This window comes from Leifsonia sp. 71-9 (assembly GCF_001898805.1).
Taxonomy (GTDB): Bacteria; Actinomycetota; Actinomycetes; order Actinomycetales; family Microbacteriaceae; genus Leifsonia.
Genome location: NZ_MKVJ01000009.1, coordinates 1 through 16,032, shown reverse-complemented (window position 1 = coordinate 16,032; position 16,032 = coordinate 1). Strand labels below are relative to the sequence as shown.

The window sequence follows — 16,032 nt, the reverse complement described above, 5'->3', positions numbered from 1 at the left end:
GCCGGGCCGGATCGGCGCGCGTACGTCATGATGGGTCACATGCGGATCGACGAGATCGCCCACTTCCGGGCGCTGGCGGCCGAAGGGCACCTGGCGCTCGCGGCGCAGTCCCTGGGCGTCTCGCAGTCGACCCTCTCGCGTTCGCTGGCGCGGCTGGAGGCCGAGGCCGGCGTCGAGCTGCTCGACCGCCGACGCGGCCATCTGGAGCTCAACCAGTACGGGGAGATCCTGCTCGCGCACGCGGCGCGCGCCGAGATGGAGCTCGAGAACGCCCGCGCCCGCATCGCCGCCCTGCGCGACCCGGCGGCGGGGATCGTGTCGATCGCGTACGTGTCGTCGTTCGGCGGCTGGCTCATCCCGCGCGTGGTGAGCGAGTACCGGGCACTGTTCCCCGACATCCGGTTCGTGCTGCGCGGCGGCACCGCCGACACCGTGCTCGACGCACTGCGGGAGGGATCGGCGGACGTCGCGTTCCTCAGCCCCGACCCGCGCGACCCCGAGATCGACTGGCACCCGCTCACGGCCGAGCGGCTGGTGCTGGGCGTGCCGCTCGGGCATCCTCTCGCCGAGCGCGAGCACGTGACCGTCGACGACCTCGCCCCGTACGAACTCGTCTCGCTGCGGCCCGGATCGGGTCTGCGGCACATCGCGGACGCCTACTTCTCGGCCCACGGCGTCGTGATGGCGCCGGTGATCGAGGTGACCGAGCTGGCGACGCTGCGGGCGCTCGTGCGCGACGGAGTCGGCGTCGCGCTCATCCCGGACACCCCGGCGGAGCCCGGGCTCGTGGCGGTGCCGCTGACGGACGAGGCGACCCGCGTCATCGGCCTGGCTCGCAACCGCACGCGGTCGGAGTCGGCCGCGGCGGCGCAGTTCGCGCGGTTCGTGCGCGAGGAGCTCGGCCCGCTGGAGTGATCGGCCCGGCGGGAGGTCGTCGTCCTTCTTTGCTTAAATGCAACAGCACTGTTATAACAGCACTGTGACGAATTCCTCCTCCGGCGACCCCACCCGCCTTCCCGCCCGCTGGGACGCGCTCTTCGCCCTGCTGCGCCGCCTCGACGACGACATCGACGGCCTCTACGCACGCCGCGGAGTGACGGGGATGCGCTCGCGTTTCGCCCGGCCGATGATGCGCCTCGCCCACGAGGGACCGCTGACGATCCGCGAGCTGGCCGCCTCCCTCGAGCGCACGCACTCCGCCGTGAGTCAGACGGTCGCCGGGATGCGCCAGGCCGGTTTCGTGACGACCGAGCCGGGCCCCGACGCGCGCACGCGTGTGATCAGCCTCACCGACCGCGGCCGCGAGATCGTCCCGCTGCTGGAGGCGGAGTGGCGCGCCACCGACGCCGCCATCGCCGAGCTCGACGACGAGACCTCGGTCAGGCTCTCCTCGGTGGTGGCGGAGCTGGAGCGCGCCGTCGACGCCCGGTCGATGGCCGACCGCCTCGACGCCCACCTCGTCGAGCCGGACCCGCCGGTGCCCGCGTGAGCCTGCGCTCCCACGTCACCGATCTGCGACCGCTGCGGTCGAGCCCGGCGTTCCTCGCCCTCTGGGCCGGCACCGCCCTCGCCGGGTTCGGCGGCCAGATCGCCTCCGTCGCCGCCCTCGCCCAGGTGTGGGACCTCACGAAGAGCCCGGTCTGGACCGGGACGCTGGGTCTCGCGAGCGGCGTCGCCATGCTCGCCCTCGGCCCGCTGGGCGGCAGCCTCGCCGACCGGTTCGACCGGCGCACGATCGTGCGGCTCAGCACCGCGGGCCAGGCTGTCGCCGCTCTCGCGCTGACGGCGCAGGCCGCTCTCGGGCTCGGCTCCGTGCCCCTCCTGCTCGCCCTGATCGCGGTGCAGTCGGCGGCCGCCGCCTTCGGCGCGCCCGCTCGCCGCACCCTCCCCCCGCGCCTGCTCCCCGCCGGCGAGGTCGCGGCCGGGCTCGCGCTGCAGAACCTGGCCTTCCAGGGGTCGATGCTCGCCGGTCCGGCGCTCGGCGGGCTGCTCGTCGCGTGGTCGCTCCCGGTGGCGTACTCCGCCGAGGCGGTCGCGATCGGGATCTCGCTGCTGTGCCTGCTCGCCCTCCCGGCGATCCCGCCGCAGCGCGCACCGGGGGCGGCCGGGACGGGGGCGGCCGCAGCGGCGACCGCCCGCCGCAGCCCCGCCGCCGAGCGAGGGGCGTGGATGCACGTGCTCCGGCGCCCGACGCTGTGGGGAGCGTTCGCGGTCGACCTCGCCGCGACCGTGCTCGCCATGCCGATCGCGCTCTTCCCACTGGTGAACGAGGAGCGCTTCGGCGGCGACCCGCGCACGCTGGGACTGTTCCTCTCCGCGATCGCGGTCGGCGGCATCCTCGCCGGTGCGCTCTCGGGCACGGTGACGCGTGCGCGACGGTCCGGGATGCTGCAGCTCGCCGCCGCCTCCGTGTGGGGCGTCGCCCTCGCCGGCTTCGGGCTCGCCGGGCCGCTCTGGCTCGCGCTCGCCTGCCTCGCCGTGGCCGGGGCGGCCGACACCGTCTCGGTGGTCACCCGCGGAGCGCTGGTGCAGCTGGAGACGCCCGACGGGTTCCGGGGGCGGGTCTCGGCGGTGGAGCACGTGATCGGCGTCGCGTGCCCGCAGATCGGCAACTTCCGCGGCGGCGTGCTCGGCGGCCTGCTGGGCGCCCCGATCGCCCTCGCCGTCGGCGGCCTCACGGCGACCGCGGCCGTGCTGGTCATCGGCGCCGTCAACCGGCCGCTGCGCGCCTACCGGATGCCCGACGTGCCGATCGAGCCCGATCTGACCGAAGTCGACCGGGAGGCGGGCCTGCTCCCGGGAACGGGCGCCTGACGCGGCCGGGAACGCTGCAGCGGCGGCTCAGCCGGCGATGACGTCCCAGAGCCGGTCCGCGTCCGCCACCAGGCCGTCGAGGCGCCCGCGCTCGTCGGCGATCATGTACGCGCCGAAGAACGCCTGCACCGCGACGGTGGCGAGCGCCTCCGGGTCCGAGCCGGCCGGCAGGTCGCCGGCGCGCACGGCCTCGGCGAGGTAGCCGGCGATCAACGTCACCCAGCGGACGTAGGGGTCGTCGGCCGGAGCCGGCGGCAGGATCGTCTGGGTGAGCTTCATGGCGGCCCGCACGTGCGCGTCGGTCGCGAACACGGCGGCCACGCGGCGGGTCACCTCGCGCGCGGCGGCGATGCCGGTGAGGCCGGCGTCCGCGACCTCGGCGATGACCGCCGGCCAGTTGCCGTACTTCTCCGCGACGAGGGCCTCGGCGAGATCGTGCTTGGAGCGGAAGTGGAAGTAGACGGCGCCCTTGGTCAGCTGCGTGCGCTCGATGATCCGGTCGAGCCGGGCACCGGCGTACCCGTGGGCGTCGAACTCGTCGGCGGCGGCGTCGAGGATCTCGGCGCGACTGCGTTCGGCGCGCTCCTGGCGTGGCATGAGGCGGGGGATCCTCCGGTCGATGGGACGTGCGGCAGCCCCCCGGCGGTAACTGTACCGCCCCGGACAGGGGGCCGGGTCGGACACGCCGCGTCACACATCCCCCTCCGGGCCCGGGATGCGGTTGACTATCGGCGCCCGGCACCGACCCGCCGGGCGCGCGGCGGGGGGATGCCGGCATCCTCCTCGTGTGCCGCCCACTGAGAGGAATCGACATGACGTACGAACAGCCCGCCCCTCCCGCACCTCCCGCCCCGACGGCCGGACAGGCCGTGCCCCTCTGGGCGCCGCTCTACGGCGCATCGTTCGGGGCCGCCATCAAGCGCTTCTTCTCGAAGTACGCGGACTTCACCGGCCGCGCGAGCCGCAGCGAGTACTGGTGGTGGGTGCTGTTCTCGGTCCTCGTCACCGTCGTCCTCGAAGGGCTGGGGCTCGCGCTCGGCTACGCCGGCGCCACCACCAACGCCGACGGGACCAGCACCCCCGGCCCGCTCTTCGCGGTGGCCGGGATCCTCATCGTCGTCTGGTTCCTCGCGACGATCGTCCCGCACCTGGCCCTGGTCTGGCGCCGGCTGCACGACGCCAACTTCGCCGGGCCCTTCTTCTTCCTGACGTTCGTCCCGGTCGGGAACCTCGTCGTGTTCATCTTCACGCTGCTGCCCTCCAACCCCGAGGGCGCGCGCTTCGACCGCCCGCGGGCGTAGCCGCTCCGGCTCAGCAGGAGTCGGCGAAGAGCCGCCGGGGCCGTGCGGGGTCCGCGTCGTCCAGCAGGACGGACGCGACCTCGCGCGGCGCCCCGAGCGGATCCTTGCGCCCGGTGGCCACGAACGACCAGTCCGGGCTGCGCTCCGGGTCGTGCTCGACCCAGAGCGAGAAGTTCCAGAACCCGCGGAAGGCGGGCGTGAGCAGAGCGGGCCCGTCGACGACGAGCACCCCCTCCCGCTGCCGGAAGGGCGCGACGACCTCGGCCCGGAACGCGTCCGCGTCGGTGCCGTCCGCGGCGCTCGCGCGCTCGACGGTCTCCCCCGCGGCGCGCAGAGCGTCCGCGAGCGCGTCCGCCGCTCCCGCGACATCCGCCTCCGGGACGCCCGTGACCGCGACGAACCGCGGACCGCGCGTGTAGTGCTGCCGGAACTCCGCCGCGACGCCGTCGTAGAACGCGCCGCGCTCGGTGGTCGTGCTGCCCATCGTCGCCTCCTGCTGTCTCTCACGGGGAACGCTACGCGCGCCCTCGCGATTCCACAGCACGAGATTTGGCCCAAATGTCGGGAAAGCGGGAGCGATTCCCGACATTTGGGCCAAATGTGGCGGCGGAGGTGCGGCTACTTCAGGGGGCCGTACAGGGAGGCGGTCGCGCGGGCGTGGGTGGCCTGCTCGAAGGCGTACGCCAGCCCGATGATGCCGCTCTCGTCGTAGTCGCGCCCGAGGAACTCGAGGTTGACGTTCGCGCCGACGATCGGGTTGGTGCCGTCGGTCGCGATGGCCTGCCCCATCGGCACGGTGATGGCGGGCATCCCGGTGTTCGGGCTGAGCCGCATGTTCGTGCCGATGGTGTTGTACGGCGAACCGCTCGGGTAGACCAGCGAGTCGAGCTGGTTGTCGTTCATCAGCTGCGTGACGGTGGCGGTCCCGGTCGCGATGGCCGCGGTGTGCGTCCCCGTCGGGCCGGCCCACGCCTGGTACTGCGCATCGGTCACGTTGTTCCGCGCGGTGTAGATGGGGTTGCGGGAGGTGACGTTGCGGCCGGTCGCCAGGATGTCGGTGATCGAGCGGGCGGTCACCACCGGGGCGAGGTGGTTCTGGATGTAGATGTCCAGGTCGTGCTTGAACTCGTTCGTGCTGCCGCTGCCCTCGTTGAGCGTCGCGGTGAACGCGGCCGGGACCGTGCTCAGCTCGACGACGGTCGCGCCCTGCGCCTCCAGCGTCGCCTTCGCCGCCGCCCACAGCCGGACGACCGTCGCGTTGGACCCGAGCATCGAGGTGACGATGCCGATCCGCTTGCCCTTCAGGGCGGTCGGGTCGAGCGCCGCCGTGTACGACGTCGGCACCTTGCCGGTCTGCTCGGCGGTGATCGGGTCGGCCGCATCCACTCCCGTCACGGCGTCGAGGGCGACGGCCGCGTCGGTGACGCTGCGCGCGATCGGGCCGCCGGTGTCCTGGCTGAGCGCGAGCGGGATGATGCCGTCGCGGCTGGTCAGGCCGACGGTCGGGCGGATGCCGACGAGGGAGTTGTAGGTCGACGGGACGCGGATGGAGCCTCCCGTGTCGGTGCCGAAGCCGATGCCCGCCAGGTTCGCGGCGATGGCAGCACCCGTTCCGCCGCTCGACCCGCCCGCCGTCTTCGTGGTGTTGAGCGGGCTGGCGACCAGGAGGGTCTTGCCCGGGTCCTGGAACGAGGAGAACTCCGAGACGAAGCCGTACGCGAACTCGTCCAGGCTGGCCTTGGCGAGGATGACGGCGCCCGCCGCGCGGAGGCCCTTCACCATCGTGGCGTCGTCGCTGGTCTGGTTGCCGTCCCAGCAGCCGCAGCCGCCGGTGGTGGGCATGTCGACGGTGTCGTAGTTGTCCTTTACCGCGATGGGGACGCCGAGGAGCATGCTCGTCATCCCCTTCTGCGCGCGGGTGGCGTCGGCCTGGGCCGCGATCGTCAGCGCCTGCGGGTTCTTCGAGATGATCGAGTTGAGCGCGCGGCCGCCGGTGCCGGTGTCGACGACCGTGCGGTCGAGGGCGGCGATCCGGTCGAGGTACTCCTGGGTGATCTTCACCGAGGTGGTCACGCCGGCGTTCATCGCGGCCTGCATGTCGAGGGCGGAGGCCTCCACCAGCTGGAAGGGGCCGTCGTCGTAGATCATGCGCTGCGAGAGCGCGACGAGGTCCTTCACGGTGATGGTGCCGTCCCCGTCGATGTCGGCCGCGGCGGACCAGCCGGCGGAGGCGGAGGTCTCGCCGAGGTGCTTCGTCAGCACGGCCAGGTCGGCGGTGGTCACCTGCTTGTCGCCGGTCAGATCGTGCGCGGTGTAGTACGGCGCGAGGAAGGCGGCCGTGGGTGCGACGGCGGCCGGCGCGGCGGAGGCGGCGGGTGCGACGACGACGCCGGTGGCGACCAGCGCGGCCAGAGCGGCGAGCGTGCCGGCGGCGGTCGCCGCGCGGCGGCCCTTCGAACGGGAGTGCATGGCGGTGGTGCTCCTCGGGGTCAGGCGGGCGGTCATCGGGCGTCTCCCGCGCGGCGGCGGCGGACGGTGAACAGCACGGCGGCGGCGCCGGCGACGAGCAGGGCCAGCGCGGCGATCACGAACGGCACGGCGTTGGAGCCGGTGGAGGCGAGGCCGTCGGCCGAGGTCGACGACAGGGAGCCACCCGTCCCGCTGCTGCCGGCCCCGGAGACGCCGGTCGACGGGCTCGGGCTCGGGGACGGCGAGGTCACCGCGGCGGGAGCGATCGCGACCGCCTGGCTGGTCGCCGCGTCCGTCGATGCGGTGACGGCAGAGGCGGAGTCGACCAGGGAGAGGGAGCGGACGGTGAACGCCGTCGAGCCCGCCGCGGTCGCCGTGAAGGTCAGCGTGTAGGCGATGTCGCCCGACAGCGCCGGGGACGTGCCGAGCCGGGTGTAGACGAGATCGACGGTGCCGGAACCGGTGCGGACCGAGTCGAAGCCGCCCGCGGTGACGACCGCGCTTCCGTCGACGTAGGAGGCGACCGCCGGGTCGAAGGCGAGCACGGACTCGTAGCCGTACACGTCGGCCGCGCCGGACAGAGTCACGGTGACGTCGAACGTGTCGCCGGCGGTGGCGGTGGCCGGCGCGGAGACGGAGACGCCCGCCACGGCCGGGGCGGCGACGGCGGGCGCCGCAGCACCGACCGCGAGCCCGAGGCCGGCGAGCGAGGCCGCGGCGACGGCGAGGAGGCGCACGAGTCGCCTGGGGTTCTGATGCATTCGGGTGGAGCCTTCCTCTGGGGGCGAAAGGGGACGCCGACGAGACCGCCGTCAGCGGGGAGGAAGGGGAGACTCGAGGCGCCGGGGAGCACGACCTGCGAACGGTCCAGGGCCGGCTCCGGGGGTGGGCCAGCGGCTGAGGAAGCGGCGCCATCGACAGGGCCGACGTTACGGAACCGCTGTTTCCGGCAGCGCGCGATCGTGTTTCTGAGACGTTACACAGGGTGGGAACGGCCCCGTGCACGTCCTCCCACCGGTCACGTCACCCCTGTCGCTCCGGTAGCGCCGTCGGTAGAATGGAGACGAACTTGCACTCCATTGTGCAAGTTATTTGGAGTACTCGAACGGAGAGGGAGGTCCGCATGTACTACTCGAAGGGGAATTTCGAAGCGTTCGCGCGTCCGCGCAAGCCGGAGCGGTCGGAGCGGGTGTCGGCGTATCTGGTGGGCGGAGGGCTGGCGTCGCTCGCGGCCGCCGCCTTCCTGATCCGCGACGGCCAAGTGCCGGGCGAACGGATCACGATCCTGGAGGCGTCCGCGATCGGCGGCGGCGCCCTCGACGGAGCCGGCGACGCGGAGACCGGCTGGCTGATCCGCGGCGGCCGCGAGATGGAGGACCACTTCGAGTGCCTCTGGGACCTGTACCGCTCCATCCCCTCGCTCGAGGTCGACGGCTCGGTGCTGGACGAGTTCTACTGGCTCAACAAGGACGACCCCAACTACTCGCTGCAGCGCGCGACCGTCGACCGCGGCCAGGACGCCAAGACCGGGATGACGTTCACCCTCGACAAGAAGGCGACGAAGGACCTCGTCGACCTCGTGCTCGCCCTGCCCGAGGCGCTGTACGACAAGCGCATCGACGAGGTGATGGGGCCGGACTTCCTCGCCTCCAACTTCTGGCTGTACTGGCGCACCATGTTCGCCTTCGAGGAGTGGCACAGCGCTCTGGAGATGAAGCTGTACGTGCAGCGGTTCATCCACCACATCGACGGCCTGCCGGACTTCAGCGCCCTCAAGTTCACGAAGTACAACCAGTACGAGTCGCTGGTGCTGCCGCTCATCAACTGGCTGCGCGAGCACGGCGTCACCGTGCAGTTCGACACCCGGGTGATGGACGTCGCCTTCGACATCGCCCCCGATCGCAAGACCGCGCGCCGGATCGAGTGGATCCGCGAGGGCGTGGAGGGCGGCGTCGACCTCGGCGACGACGACCTCGTGTTCGTGACCAACGGATCCCTCGTCGAGAACTCGCGCTGGGGCGACCACCACACGAAGGCGGAGTGGGACCCGGTGGTCCACGACGGCGGCAGCTGGCACCTCTGGCGCAACATCGCCGCGCAGGATCCGTCGTTCGGGCACCCGGACAAGTTCTGCACCTTCCCGGAGAAGTCGCAGTGGGAGTCCGCGTCGATCACCACGCTCGACGAGCGCATCCCGGCCCACATCGAGCGGATCGCCAAGCGCCCGACGCGCAGCGGCAAGGTCGTGACCGGCGGCATCGTCACCGCGCGGGACTCCGCGTGGCTGCTGAGCTGGACGGTCAACCGCCAGCCGCACTTCTCGAAGCAGCCGGACGACCAGACCGTCGTGTGGTTCTACGGGCTGTTCACGGACGTGCCCGGCGACTACGTGAAGAAGCCGATGCGCGAGTGCACCGGCGAGGAGATCACCCAGGAGTGGCTCTACCACCTGGGCGTCCCCCTGGACGAGATCGACGAGCTCGCCGCCACCGGCGCGATCACCCGGCCGTGCATGATGCCGTTCGTCACCGCGTTCTTCCTGCCGCGCACCGCGGGCGACCGGCCGGCCGTGGTGCCGGAGGGCGTGACGAACTTCGCCTTCATCGGCCAGTTCGCCGAGTCGAGCCGCGACTGCATCTTCACCACCGAGTACTCGGTGCGCACGGCGATGGAGGCGGTCTACCAGCTCCTCGACGTCGAGCGCGGGGTGCCGGAGGTGTTCGGCTCGGTCTACGACGTGCGCGAGCTCATCAAGTCGACGCGATACCTGCGCGACGGCAAGAAGCTCCCCATCCCCGGCTTCGCGAAGCGGTTCGTGGAGCGCACGGAGATCGGGCGCCTGCTCGAGGAGTACGAGGTCATCTGACCCGGAGCGGGGCGGCGGACTACCGCCGCCCCGCTTTCCAGTACCCGCAGAAGAGGATGTCCTCCTTCGCCACGCCCGCGGCGATCCAGTGCCGCCGCATCGCGGTCGCGAGGGCCGACTCGCCGACGGCCCAGCCGGCGAAGCGCTCGCCCGGCGGCGGGAGGAGCCGCGCGCGGGTGCCCGCGGCGACCCCCGGGACCGCGTGGGCGTCCTCGCGGACGACCCAGACGACCTCGACCCCGGCGGGTGCCGCCAGCTCCTGCGCGTCGTCGGCGTGCGGGACCTCGAGGACGGCGATGCCGCGCATCCCGGCATCGAGCGACGCGAGGATGTTCGCGGCGGCCGGCACGCCGGTCTCGTCGGCGACCAGCCGGACCTGCGCGACGCCGGGCGCCGGCACGAACGAGATGCCCTCGTCGATGATCGCGACGGCGTCGCCGACCGCGCAGGTCTCGGCCCACGTGGCGGCGGGGCCGCTGGTGCCGTCCGCCGCGGACCCGTGGAGCACGAAGTCGACGTCGAGCTCCGGGCCGCTCGAACCCTCCGGCCGATAGGCGCGCACCGAGTAGTTGCGGAGCACCGGGCGGACGGCCTTCGACATCGTCAGGTAGCGCGCGAAGGCGAGGGTGTCGAGCTTCGCTGGAAGCCGGCTGAGCGCCTCCTCGTCGCCGCCGACCGGGAGGAAGAGCCGGAACCACTGGTCGGAGCCGAGCGGAGCGAAGCCCGCGATGTCTCCGCCGCCGAGGGTGACCCGGGCGAAGCCGGAGGAGATCCGCTCCCGTCGGAGCACGTGCAGCACCAGCAGTTCCGAGCGTTCCGGCTTGACGCGGGTGGACTGCATATTGGTGCGAGCCATGGGTTTGTCCCTCCAAGACGGGTCACGGAAAAGCCTACATATTTAGGTAAGGCTAACCTAATACAACTAAGGGTGTACTCGTCGTATCACCCGTAGGGGGTGATGGACCCATCCGTAATGCGCGCTTAGCATCCATAGCACGTGGTCTGTTTGCACGGCGTTCTTTCGTCGGGGGATGCGGATGATCGGATTCGGGATGCGCGATGACGCCTAGCGGTGCGGCCGTGGTGGATCGGCGAGGTCTCCGCCGGGTCCTCGACGAGGGCGAGGGACGCGCGGCGGTCGTCTCGATCGTGGCCTCGGGCGGCACGGGCAAGACCTCCCTGCTGCGCGCCTGGTGCGACCTCGAACCGCGGGACCGCGTGCTGGTGGAGGTCGAGGGCGACGCGCTCCGGTCGGTGGGCTCGACCGGCGGCGACTGGCGCGACCGGCTGGACGCGATCCGCGGGCAGCGCACGGGCGCCACCACGGTGATCGACGGCATCGAGCGCATCAGCAGCCACAGCGACCGCGAGCTGCTGCAGGAGGCGGTCGCCGGCGCCGGGAGCGCGATCGTGCTCAGCGGGCGTTCGCAGCCCGTCGCGCTCGACTCCCTCGCGCCCGAGCGCGCCCTCATCATGGTCGGCGTCGCCGATCTGGCCTTCGGGCAGCGCGAGGCGGACGAGCTGCTGCGCGCGGCCGGCGTGCTGCTGCCGCCGCAGGACGTGTTCGAGCTGCTCGACCGCACGGGCGGCCGGGCGATGACCCTCACCCTGGCGGTCGCCGCGCTCGCCCGCACGGTGGACCCCCGTGAGGCGATCCACCGGCTCGCCCACTCCCCCGTCAGCCCGGACGAGTACTTCGTCGGCGCGCTGCTCGCGACGCTCGACCCCGACGATGCCGACCTGCTGCTCGCGCTGGCCGCCGTCCCGTCGTTCGGCGTCGGCCTGGCGGCGGAACTCACCGGTCATCCCGACGCCGGCGCCACCGTGGAGCGGCTGCGCGACGGCAACGATCTGCTGCAGCGCATCGACGGCGGCGAGGAAGGCAACGAGTACCGCTTCGACGAGTCCCTGCGCCGCACGCTCCTCACGGAGCTGACCCGGCGGGACGCACGGCGGCTGGACGACCTGCGCCGCACGGCGGCCCGCTGGTACCTCGAGGGCGGCAACGTGCACGAAGGCCTCGCCCACGCCGTCGCCGCGCGCTCCACCGACCTCGTCGAGGAGATCCTGCGGCGCCACGGCCTCGGGATGGTGTTCTCCGGGGACACGGGGCCGGTCCGCGACGCGCTCGCCGCGCTGGAGGACCGCGGCGTCGTGTCGGGCACGACCGGCCTGCTCGCCGCGCTCGTCACCTCCCCCACCCGTTTCGACTCGGTGCGGACGGACCACTTCCTCGCCCTCGCAGAGGAGGAGGCCGCCCGCTCACCGGAGTCCGAGCTCGTGCTGGCGAGCATCCTCGGCCTCCGCACCGACGGGGACGGGCAGCAGGCCCGCGACCGCGCCCTCACCCGCATCGAGAACGCGGTCCGCCTCTCCCTGCGCCGGCCGGCGGGCGACGGCGGGGCGCTGGCCGTGCTCGACGCCCGCATCTTCGCCGAGGCGGCGCGCGCCTCCCTGCTCCTGCGCTCGGGGAACGTCGCCGAGGCGCTCACGGTCGCGGAGGGAGCGGCGGCGAGCGCCGAGGAGACGGCGCTGCCCTGGCTCCAGATGCTCTGCCTCGAACTCGCCGCCGGAGCCGCGGCGGCGCAGCGGTCGTGGCCCCTCGTTCACCTCTTCGAGCGCCGGATCGCCGGGCTGGCCGGAGCCGAGCCGCGGACCGACAGCATCGTCGCCGCGAGCGCCCTGCTGCGCGCCGCGTCCGCCGCCTACCAGTCGTGCGAGCCGTTCCGGTCGGCGCACGTCGCCGACATCGTGCAGGCGCGCTGGCGCGGCCTCGACACCGGCGATGTCGTCGCCCCGCGCGCGCTCCACCTCCTCTTCCGGCTGGACGAAGAGAAGGACACGCGCTCGGTCTTCGAGCAGATGGAGCACCTCTTCTCGGTGGCCGTGCGACGCAACCCGCGCACCATCGCGATCGGGGCCTTCCGTTTCCTCGACCTGACCATGCACTACCGCGGGCGCGCGGCCGTCAGGGATCTGGTGGACACGGTGGAGGAGCTGCTCAGCAGTCGCTCGATCGAGGCGGCGCTCGGCGGGTCGATCGTGCGCGAGGGCACCGTGACCCAGGACGCGGACGACGGCACGCTGGAGCTCCTGCTGCGCACCGGGGCCCCAGCCTGGCACGGCAGCAACATCGTCTTCGGCTGGCTGCTGCTGGCCGAGCACGCCGCCGACCGCGGCCGCGAGGACCTCGCGCAGGCGCGCCTGATGGAGGCGCTGGCCATCGCCGCGCGGACCGACACCCGCCGCCCGTTCCTGGCCCGCGGCGGCGCGTTCGCCCGCCTGGTCTCCGACCGGATCGGCGGTTTCGGCGAGCACGAGGAGTTCGCCCGCTCCGTGCTGGCCGTCACGGGCGCCCTCGACGACCGGGTCGACGGACCGGAGAACTCCCCCATGCTCACGGCGAAGGAGCGCGAACTCCTGCGCGAGCTGCCGCTGCACCAGAGCATCGGGCAGATCGCCGCCAAGCACAGCGTCAGCGCCAACACGGTGAAGACGCACCTGCGCTCCATCTACGCCAAGCTCGACGCCCGCGATCGCGCGCACGCCGTCGACAACGCGCGCGCCCTCGGCCTGCTCTGATCCGCGCGGCCCGCGCGCCGCCTCCCCCGAGATCACCCGTTCCGGGCGATTGGCACATCCCCTCCCCCCAGAGAGCATCCGAGGAAGGTCTCTCAATCTCGCTGGGGGTATGCATCGTGGCAATCGGTCTCGACGTCGGCAATGGAGCACGCAGAGCGCGCGAGAGGAGGAAGGGAGGCCGCAGGCTGCTCGGCACGACCGCGGCCGGTGCGGCCGTCGCGCTGACGCTCGCGGGCGCCGGCCTCTGGGCCATCCCGGCCCAGGCCGCCCCCGGGGACACCTCGAACGCGACCGGGCAGTACCTCAGCGGCACGCTCATCGGCCTGGACGCCGGCCTCGTCGCCTCGCTCGGCGGGGAGGCGGCCACCAGCAACGGGACAGCCGACCAGACGAACGCGAACAACCTCGACGTCGGCGTGCTCGGGGTCGTGAACATCGCGGCGCCGGGCGGCATCCAGATCCCGCTGAACCTCGGCGGCGCGGGCGTCGTCTCGCAGTACGCGTCCGCCCTCCAGAACGGCACGTCCGTCGGCGCCTCCGGCCTCACCTCGGCGAGCGGCGACATCGGCACCGGCATCACCCCCAAGCCCGGGATCGCCCCGGGACCGCTGCACGTCAACCTGGCGCAGGCGGTCTCGTCGCTCGGGCTGCCGACGGCGACCCTGAACGAACTGGCCCAGCTCGACCTCTCGGTCGGCGTCACCGGAGCGCGCGCCGCCCAGACGGCGCCCGGCGCGCCGACCGGCTCCTACTCGCTCGCCGGAACGGGCCTGACCTTCCACAGCGCGACGGTCGCGGGACTCACCGCGGCGATCAACACGCAGGTCGGGAACGTGCAGACGGTCGTCAACGGCCTCGCCGGATCGGGCGGCACGCTCGCACAGGCCCTCAACCTGATCAACCTCGGGCCCGTCCTCAGCACGACGGCATCCGTGACCGCGTCGAACCTGCAGGCCGCGGTCGCGCCGCTGCTGACCGGGACGCTCACCGACCCGGCCTACCCCGGTGTGAGCATCGACCTCGGAACGGGTGACGTCTCCGTCGATCTCGGCGCGATCACCACGCTCGAGGGACTGGCGCCGAACACCAACCTGCTCAGCGCCGCCACGCTCACCGGCATCGAGACCAGCGTCAGCGGTCTGCTGGGCTCGCTGGTCTCGCGCGTGCAGACGGTGCTCACGAACACGACGAACGCCCTCACGGTCACCGCGCAGGTGAGCGCCCTCGGCCTCCCCGTCATCAACGTGAACGAGTCGATCGGGCAGCTCCTGGCGGGCAACACGAGCGGCATCAGCGTCGCCGGCATCGCCCTCGGCCTGCCGCTCAGCACCGTGCTCAGCGCCCTGCTCGGCCCGTTGGGCGGCATCGGGACGGCGATCACCACGCTCGGCACCTCGGTGCTCGCACCCGTGACCGCGACACTGGTCCCGGCGATCGCGCCCGTGCTCAACGGCGTCGTCTCGCTCACCGCCAACAACCAGTCCACCGCGGGCGGGGTGTTCACCGAGACCGCACTGCGCGCCTCCGTGCTCCCCGGCACCCAGGCACTGACGCTCAACGTCGCGAACGCCACCGTCGGGCCGAACGCGCTGGCCGTCCCGCCGGTCCTCGGCTCGCTCACCCCGACCAGCGGTCCGGCGACCGGCGGGACACCGGTGACGATCACCGGTAGCGGGTTCACCGGCACCACCGGGGTCACCTTCGGCGGCACGCCCGGCACGGCCTTCACGGTCGTCGACGACACGACCATCACCGTGACCACCCCGGCGCACGCACCGGGAGCGACGGACGTCGTCGTCACGGGGCCGAACGGCGACTCGGGCCCCGGCACCTTCACCTTCCTGGCCGCGCCGACCGTCACCTCCCTCACTCCGACCAGTGGTCCCGAGACCGGAGGGACGGCGGTCACCATCACCGGCACCGGCTTCACCGGAGGGACGGGAGTGACCTTCGGCGGCACCGCCGGCACCGCGTTCACCGTCGTGAACGACACCACGATCACGGCCACCACCCCGGCGCACGCGCCCGGGGCGACGGACGTCGTCGTGCAGAGCCCCAACGGCGACTCCGGCCCCGGCACCTTCACCTTCGTGGCGCTGCCGGCCATCTCGTCGATCACCCCGCCGAGCGGCCCGGTGACCGGCGGCACCCCCGTCACCATCACCGGCACCGGCTTCACCGGAGCGACCGGCGTGACCTTCGACGGGACGCCCGGCGTCGGATTCAGCGTGACGAACGACACCACCATCACCGTCGCGACCCCCGCCCACGCGCAGGGACCCGTGGACGTCGTGATCCAGCACCCGATCGGGAACTCCGCTCCGGGGACGTTCACCTACCTCCCGCTGCCCGTCATCACCTCGGTGACGCCCGCCAGCGGGCCGGAGACCGGCGGCACCGCCGTCACCATCACCGGCAGCGGCTTCACGGGAGCGACGGGCGTCACCTTCGGGGGCACCCCGGGCGCGAACGTGACCGTCGTGGACGACACGACGATCACCGTCACCACCCCGGGCCACGCGCCCGGCGCCGTCGACGTGGTCGTGACCACGCCGGCCGGGCCCTCCGCACCGGGCGGCTTCACGTTCACCCCGGTGGTCGGTCCGCCGGCGATCGGCACGATCACGCCCGATCACGGCCCCGAGACCGGCGGCACCGCCGTCACCATCACCGGCAGCGGCTTCACCGGCGCGACCGGCGTGACGTTCGACGGCATCGCGGGCACGGCCTTCACCGTCGTCGACCCGAACACCATCACCGTCACGACGCCGGCGCACGCCGCCGGCCCGTCCGACGTGATCGTGCAGAGCCCCAACGGCGAGTCCGCCCCCGGCGCCTTCACGTTCGACCCGATCCCGACCATCAGCTCGGTCGCACCGACCAGCGGACCGGAGACGGGCGGCACAGAGGTGACGGTCACCGGGACGAACTTCACGGGGGCGACCGGCGTGACCTTCGGCGGGGACGCGGGGACGGCCTTCACCGTGGTGAACGACACCA

12 protein-coding genes are annotated in these 16,032 nt (G+C 72.8%); 7 read left to right on the top strand and 5 right to left on the bottom strand.

Translation table 11 applies throughout. From position 1 onward, the window contains the following. The first annotated feature begins 39 nt into the window (after positions 1-39). From BGO91_RS05060 to BGO91_RS05050, 3 genes are all read left to right on the top strand, one after another. On the top strand, positions 40-915 hold the full coding sequence (locus tag BGO91_RS05060; RefSeq protein ID WP_039923724.1) for a LysR substrate-binding domain-containing protein: 876 nt from the start codon (positions 40-42) through the stop codon (positions 913-915). 64 nt (positions 916-979) lie between these two features. After that, entirely contained in the window at positions 980-1,489 is a 510-nt protein-coding gene (locus BGO91_RS05055; protein ID WP_290471781.1) for a MarR family transcriptional regulator, read from the top strand. Continuing rightward, positions 1,486-2,814: an MFS transporter gene (locus BGO91_RS05050; RefSeq protein ID WP_290471780.1), complete on the top strand. Its 1,329-nt coding sequence runs from the start codon at positions 1,486-1,488 to the stop codon at positions 2,812-2,814. Before BGO91_RS05055 ends, BGO91_RS05050 begins: the two co-directional genes overlap by 4 nt. Before the next feature lie 27 nt (positions 2,815-2,841). Here BGO91_RS05050 and BGO91_RS05045 read toward each other — a convergent pair whose 3' ends face one another. Further along, complete coding sequence (locus BGO91_RS05045; RefSeq protein ID WP_290471779.1) at positions 2,842-3,411, bottom strand: ScbR family autoregulator-binding transcription factor; 570 nt, start codon at positions 3,409-3,411, stop codon at positions 2,842-2,844. 215 nt (positions 3,412-3,626) lie between these two features. Between BGO91_RS05045 and BGO91_RS05040 the strand changes: the two genes are divergently transcribed. Next, complete coding sequence (locus BGO91_RS05040; RefSeq protein ID WP_290471778.1) at positions 3,627-4,115, top strand: DUF805 domain-containing protein; 489 nt, start codon at positions 3,627-3,629, stop codon at positions 4,113-4,115. A 10-nt stretch (positions 4,116-4,125) separates the two neighbouring features. Here the strand turns inward: BGO91_RS05040 and BGO91_RS05035 are convergent, their stop codons facing one another. The 3 genes from BGO91_RS05035 to BGO91_RS05025 form a co-directional block, all read right to left on the bottom strand. After that, on the bottom strand, positions 4,126-4,599 hold the full coding sequence (locus BGO91_RS05035; protein ID WP_290471777.1) for a hypothetical protein: 474 nt from the start codon (positions 4,597-4,599) through the stop codon (positions 4,126-4,128). Positions 4,600-4,733: 134 nt separating this feature from the next. Then, positions 4,734-6,620: an amidase family protein gene (locus BGO91_RS05030; protein ID WP_290471776.1), complete on the bottom strand. Its 1,887-nt coding sequence runs from the start codon at positions 6,618-6,620 to the stop codon at positions 4,734-4,736. Continuing rightward, positions 6,617-7,345: a cohesin domain-containing protein gene (locus BGO91_RS05025; RefSeq protein WP_290471775.1), complete on the bottom strand. Its 729-nt coding sequence runs from the start codon at positions 7,343-7,345 to the stop codon at positions 6,617-6,619. The genes BGO91_RS05030 and BGO91_RS05025 overlap by 4 nt, the downstream gene beginning before the upstream one ends. Positions 7,346-7,707: 362 nt before the next feature. Between BGO91_RS05025 and BGO91_RS05020 the strand changes: the two genes are divergently transcribed. Then, positions 7,708-9,450 (top strand): oleate hydratase, encoded by a 1,743-nt coding sequence (locus tag BGO91_RS05020; RefSeq protein WP_290471774.1) that lies wholly within the window; start codon positions 7,708-7,710, stop codon positions 9,448-9,450. Between the two features lie 19 nt (positions 9,451-9,469). Here the strand turns inward: BGO91_RS05020 and BGO91_RS05015 are convergent, their stop codons facing one another. Further along, complete coding sequence (locus tag BGO91_RS05015) at positions 9,470-10,306, bottom strand: siderophore-interacting protein (protein ID WP_290471773.1); 837 nt, start codon at positions 10,304-10,306, stop codon at positions 9,470-9,472. A 224-nt stretch (positions 10,307-10,530) separates the two neighbouring features. Between BGO91_RS05015 and BGO91_RS05010 the strand changes: the two genes are divergently transcribed. Beyond that, on the top strand, positions 10,531-13,032 hold the full coding sequence (locus tag BGO91_RS05010; RefSeq protein WP_290471772.1) for a LuxR C-terminal-related transcriptional regulator: 2,502 nt from the start codon (positions 10,531-10,533) through the stop codon (positions 13,030-13,032). 116 nt (positions 13,033-13,148) lie between these two features. Continuing rightward, the coding region (locus tag BGO91_RS05005; protein ID WP_290471771.1) for an IPT/TIG domain-containing protein at positions 13,149-16,032 on the top strand (2,884 nt) is incomplete at its 3' end.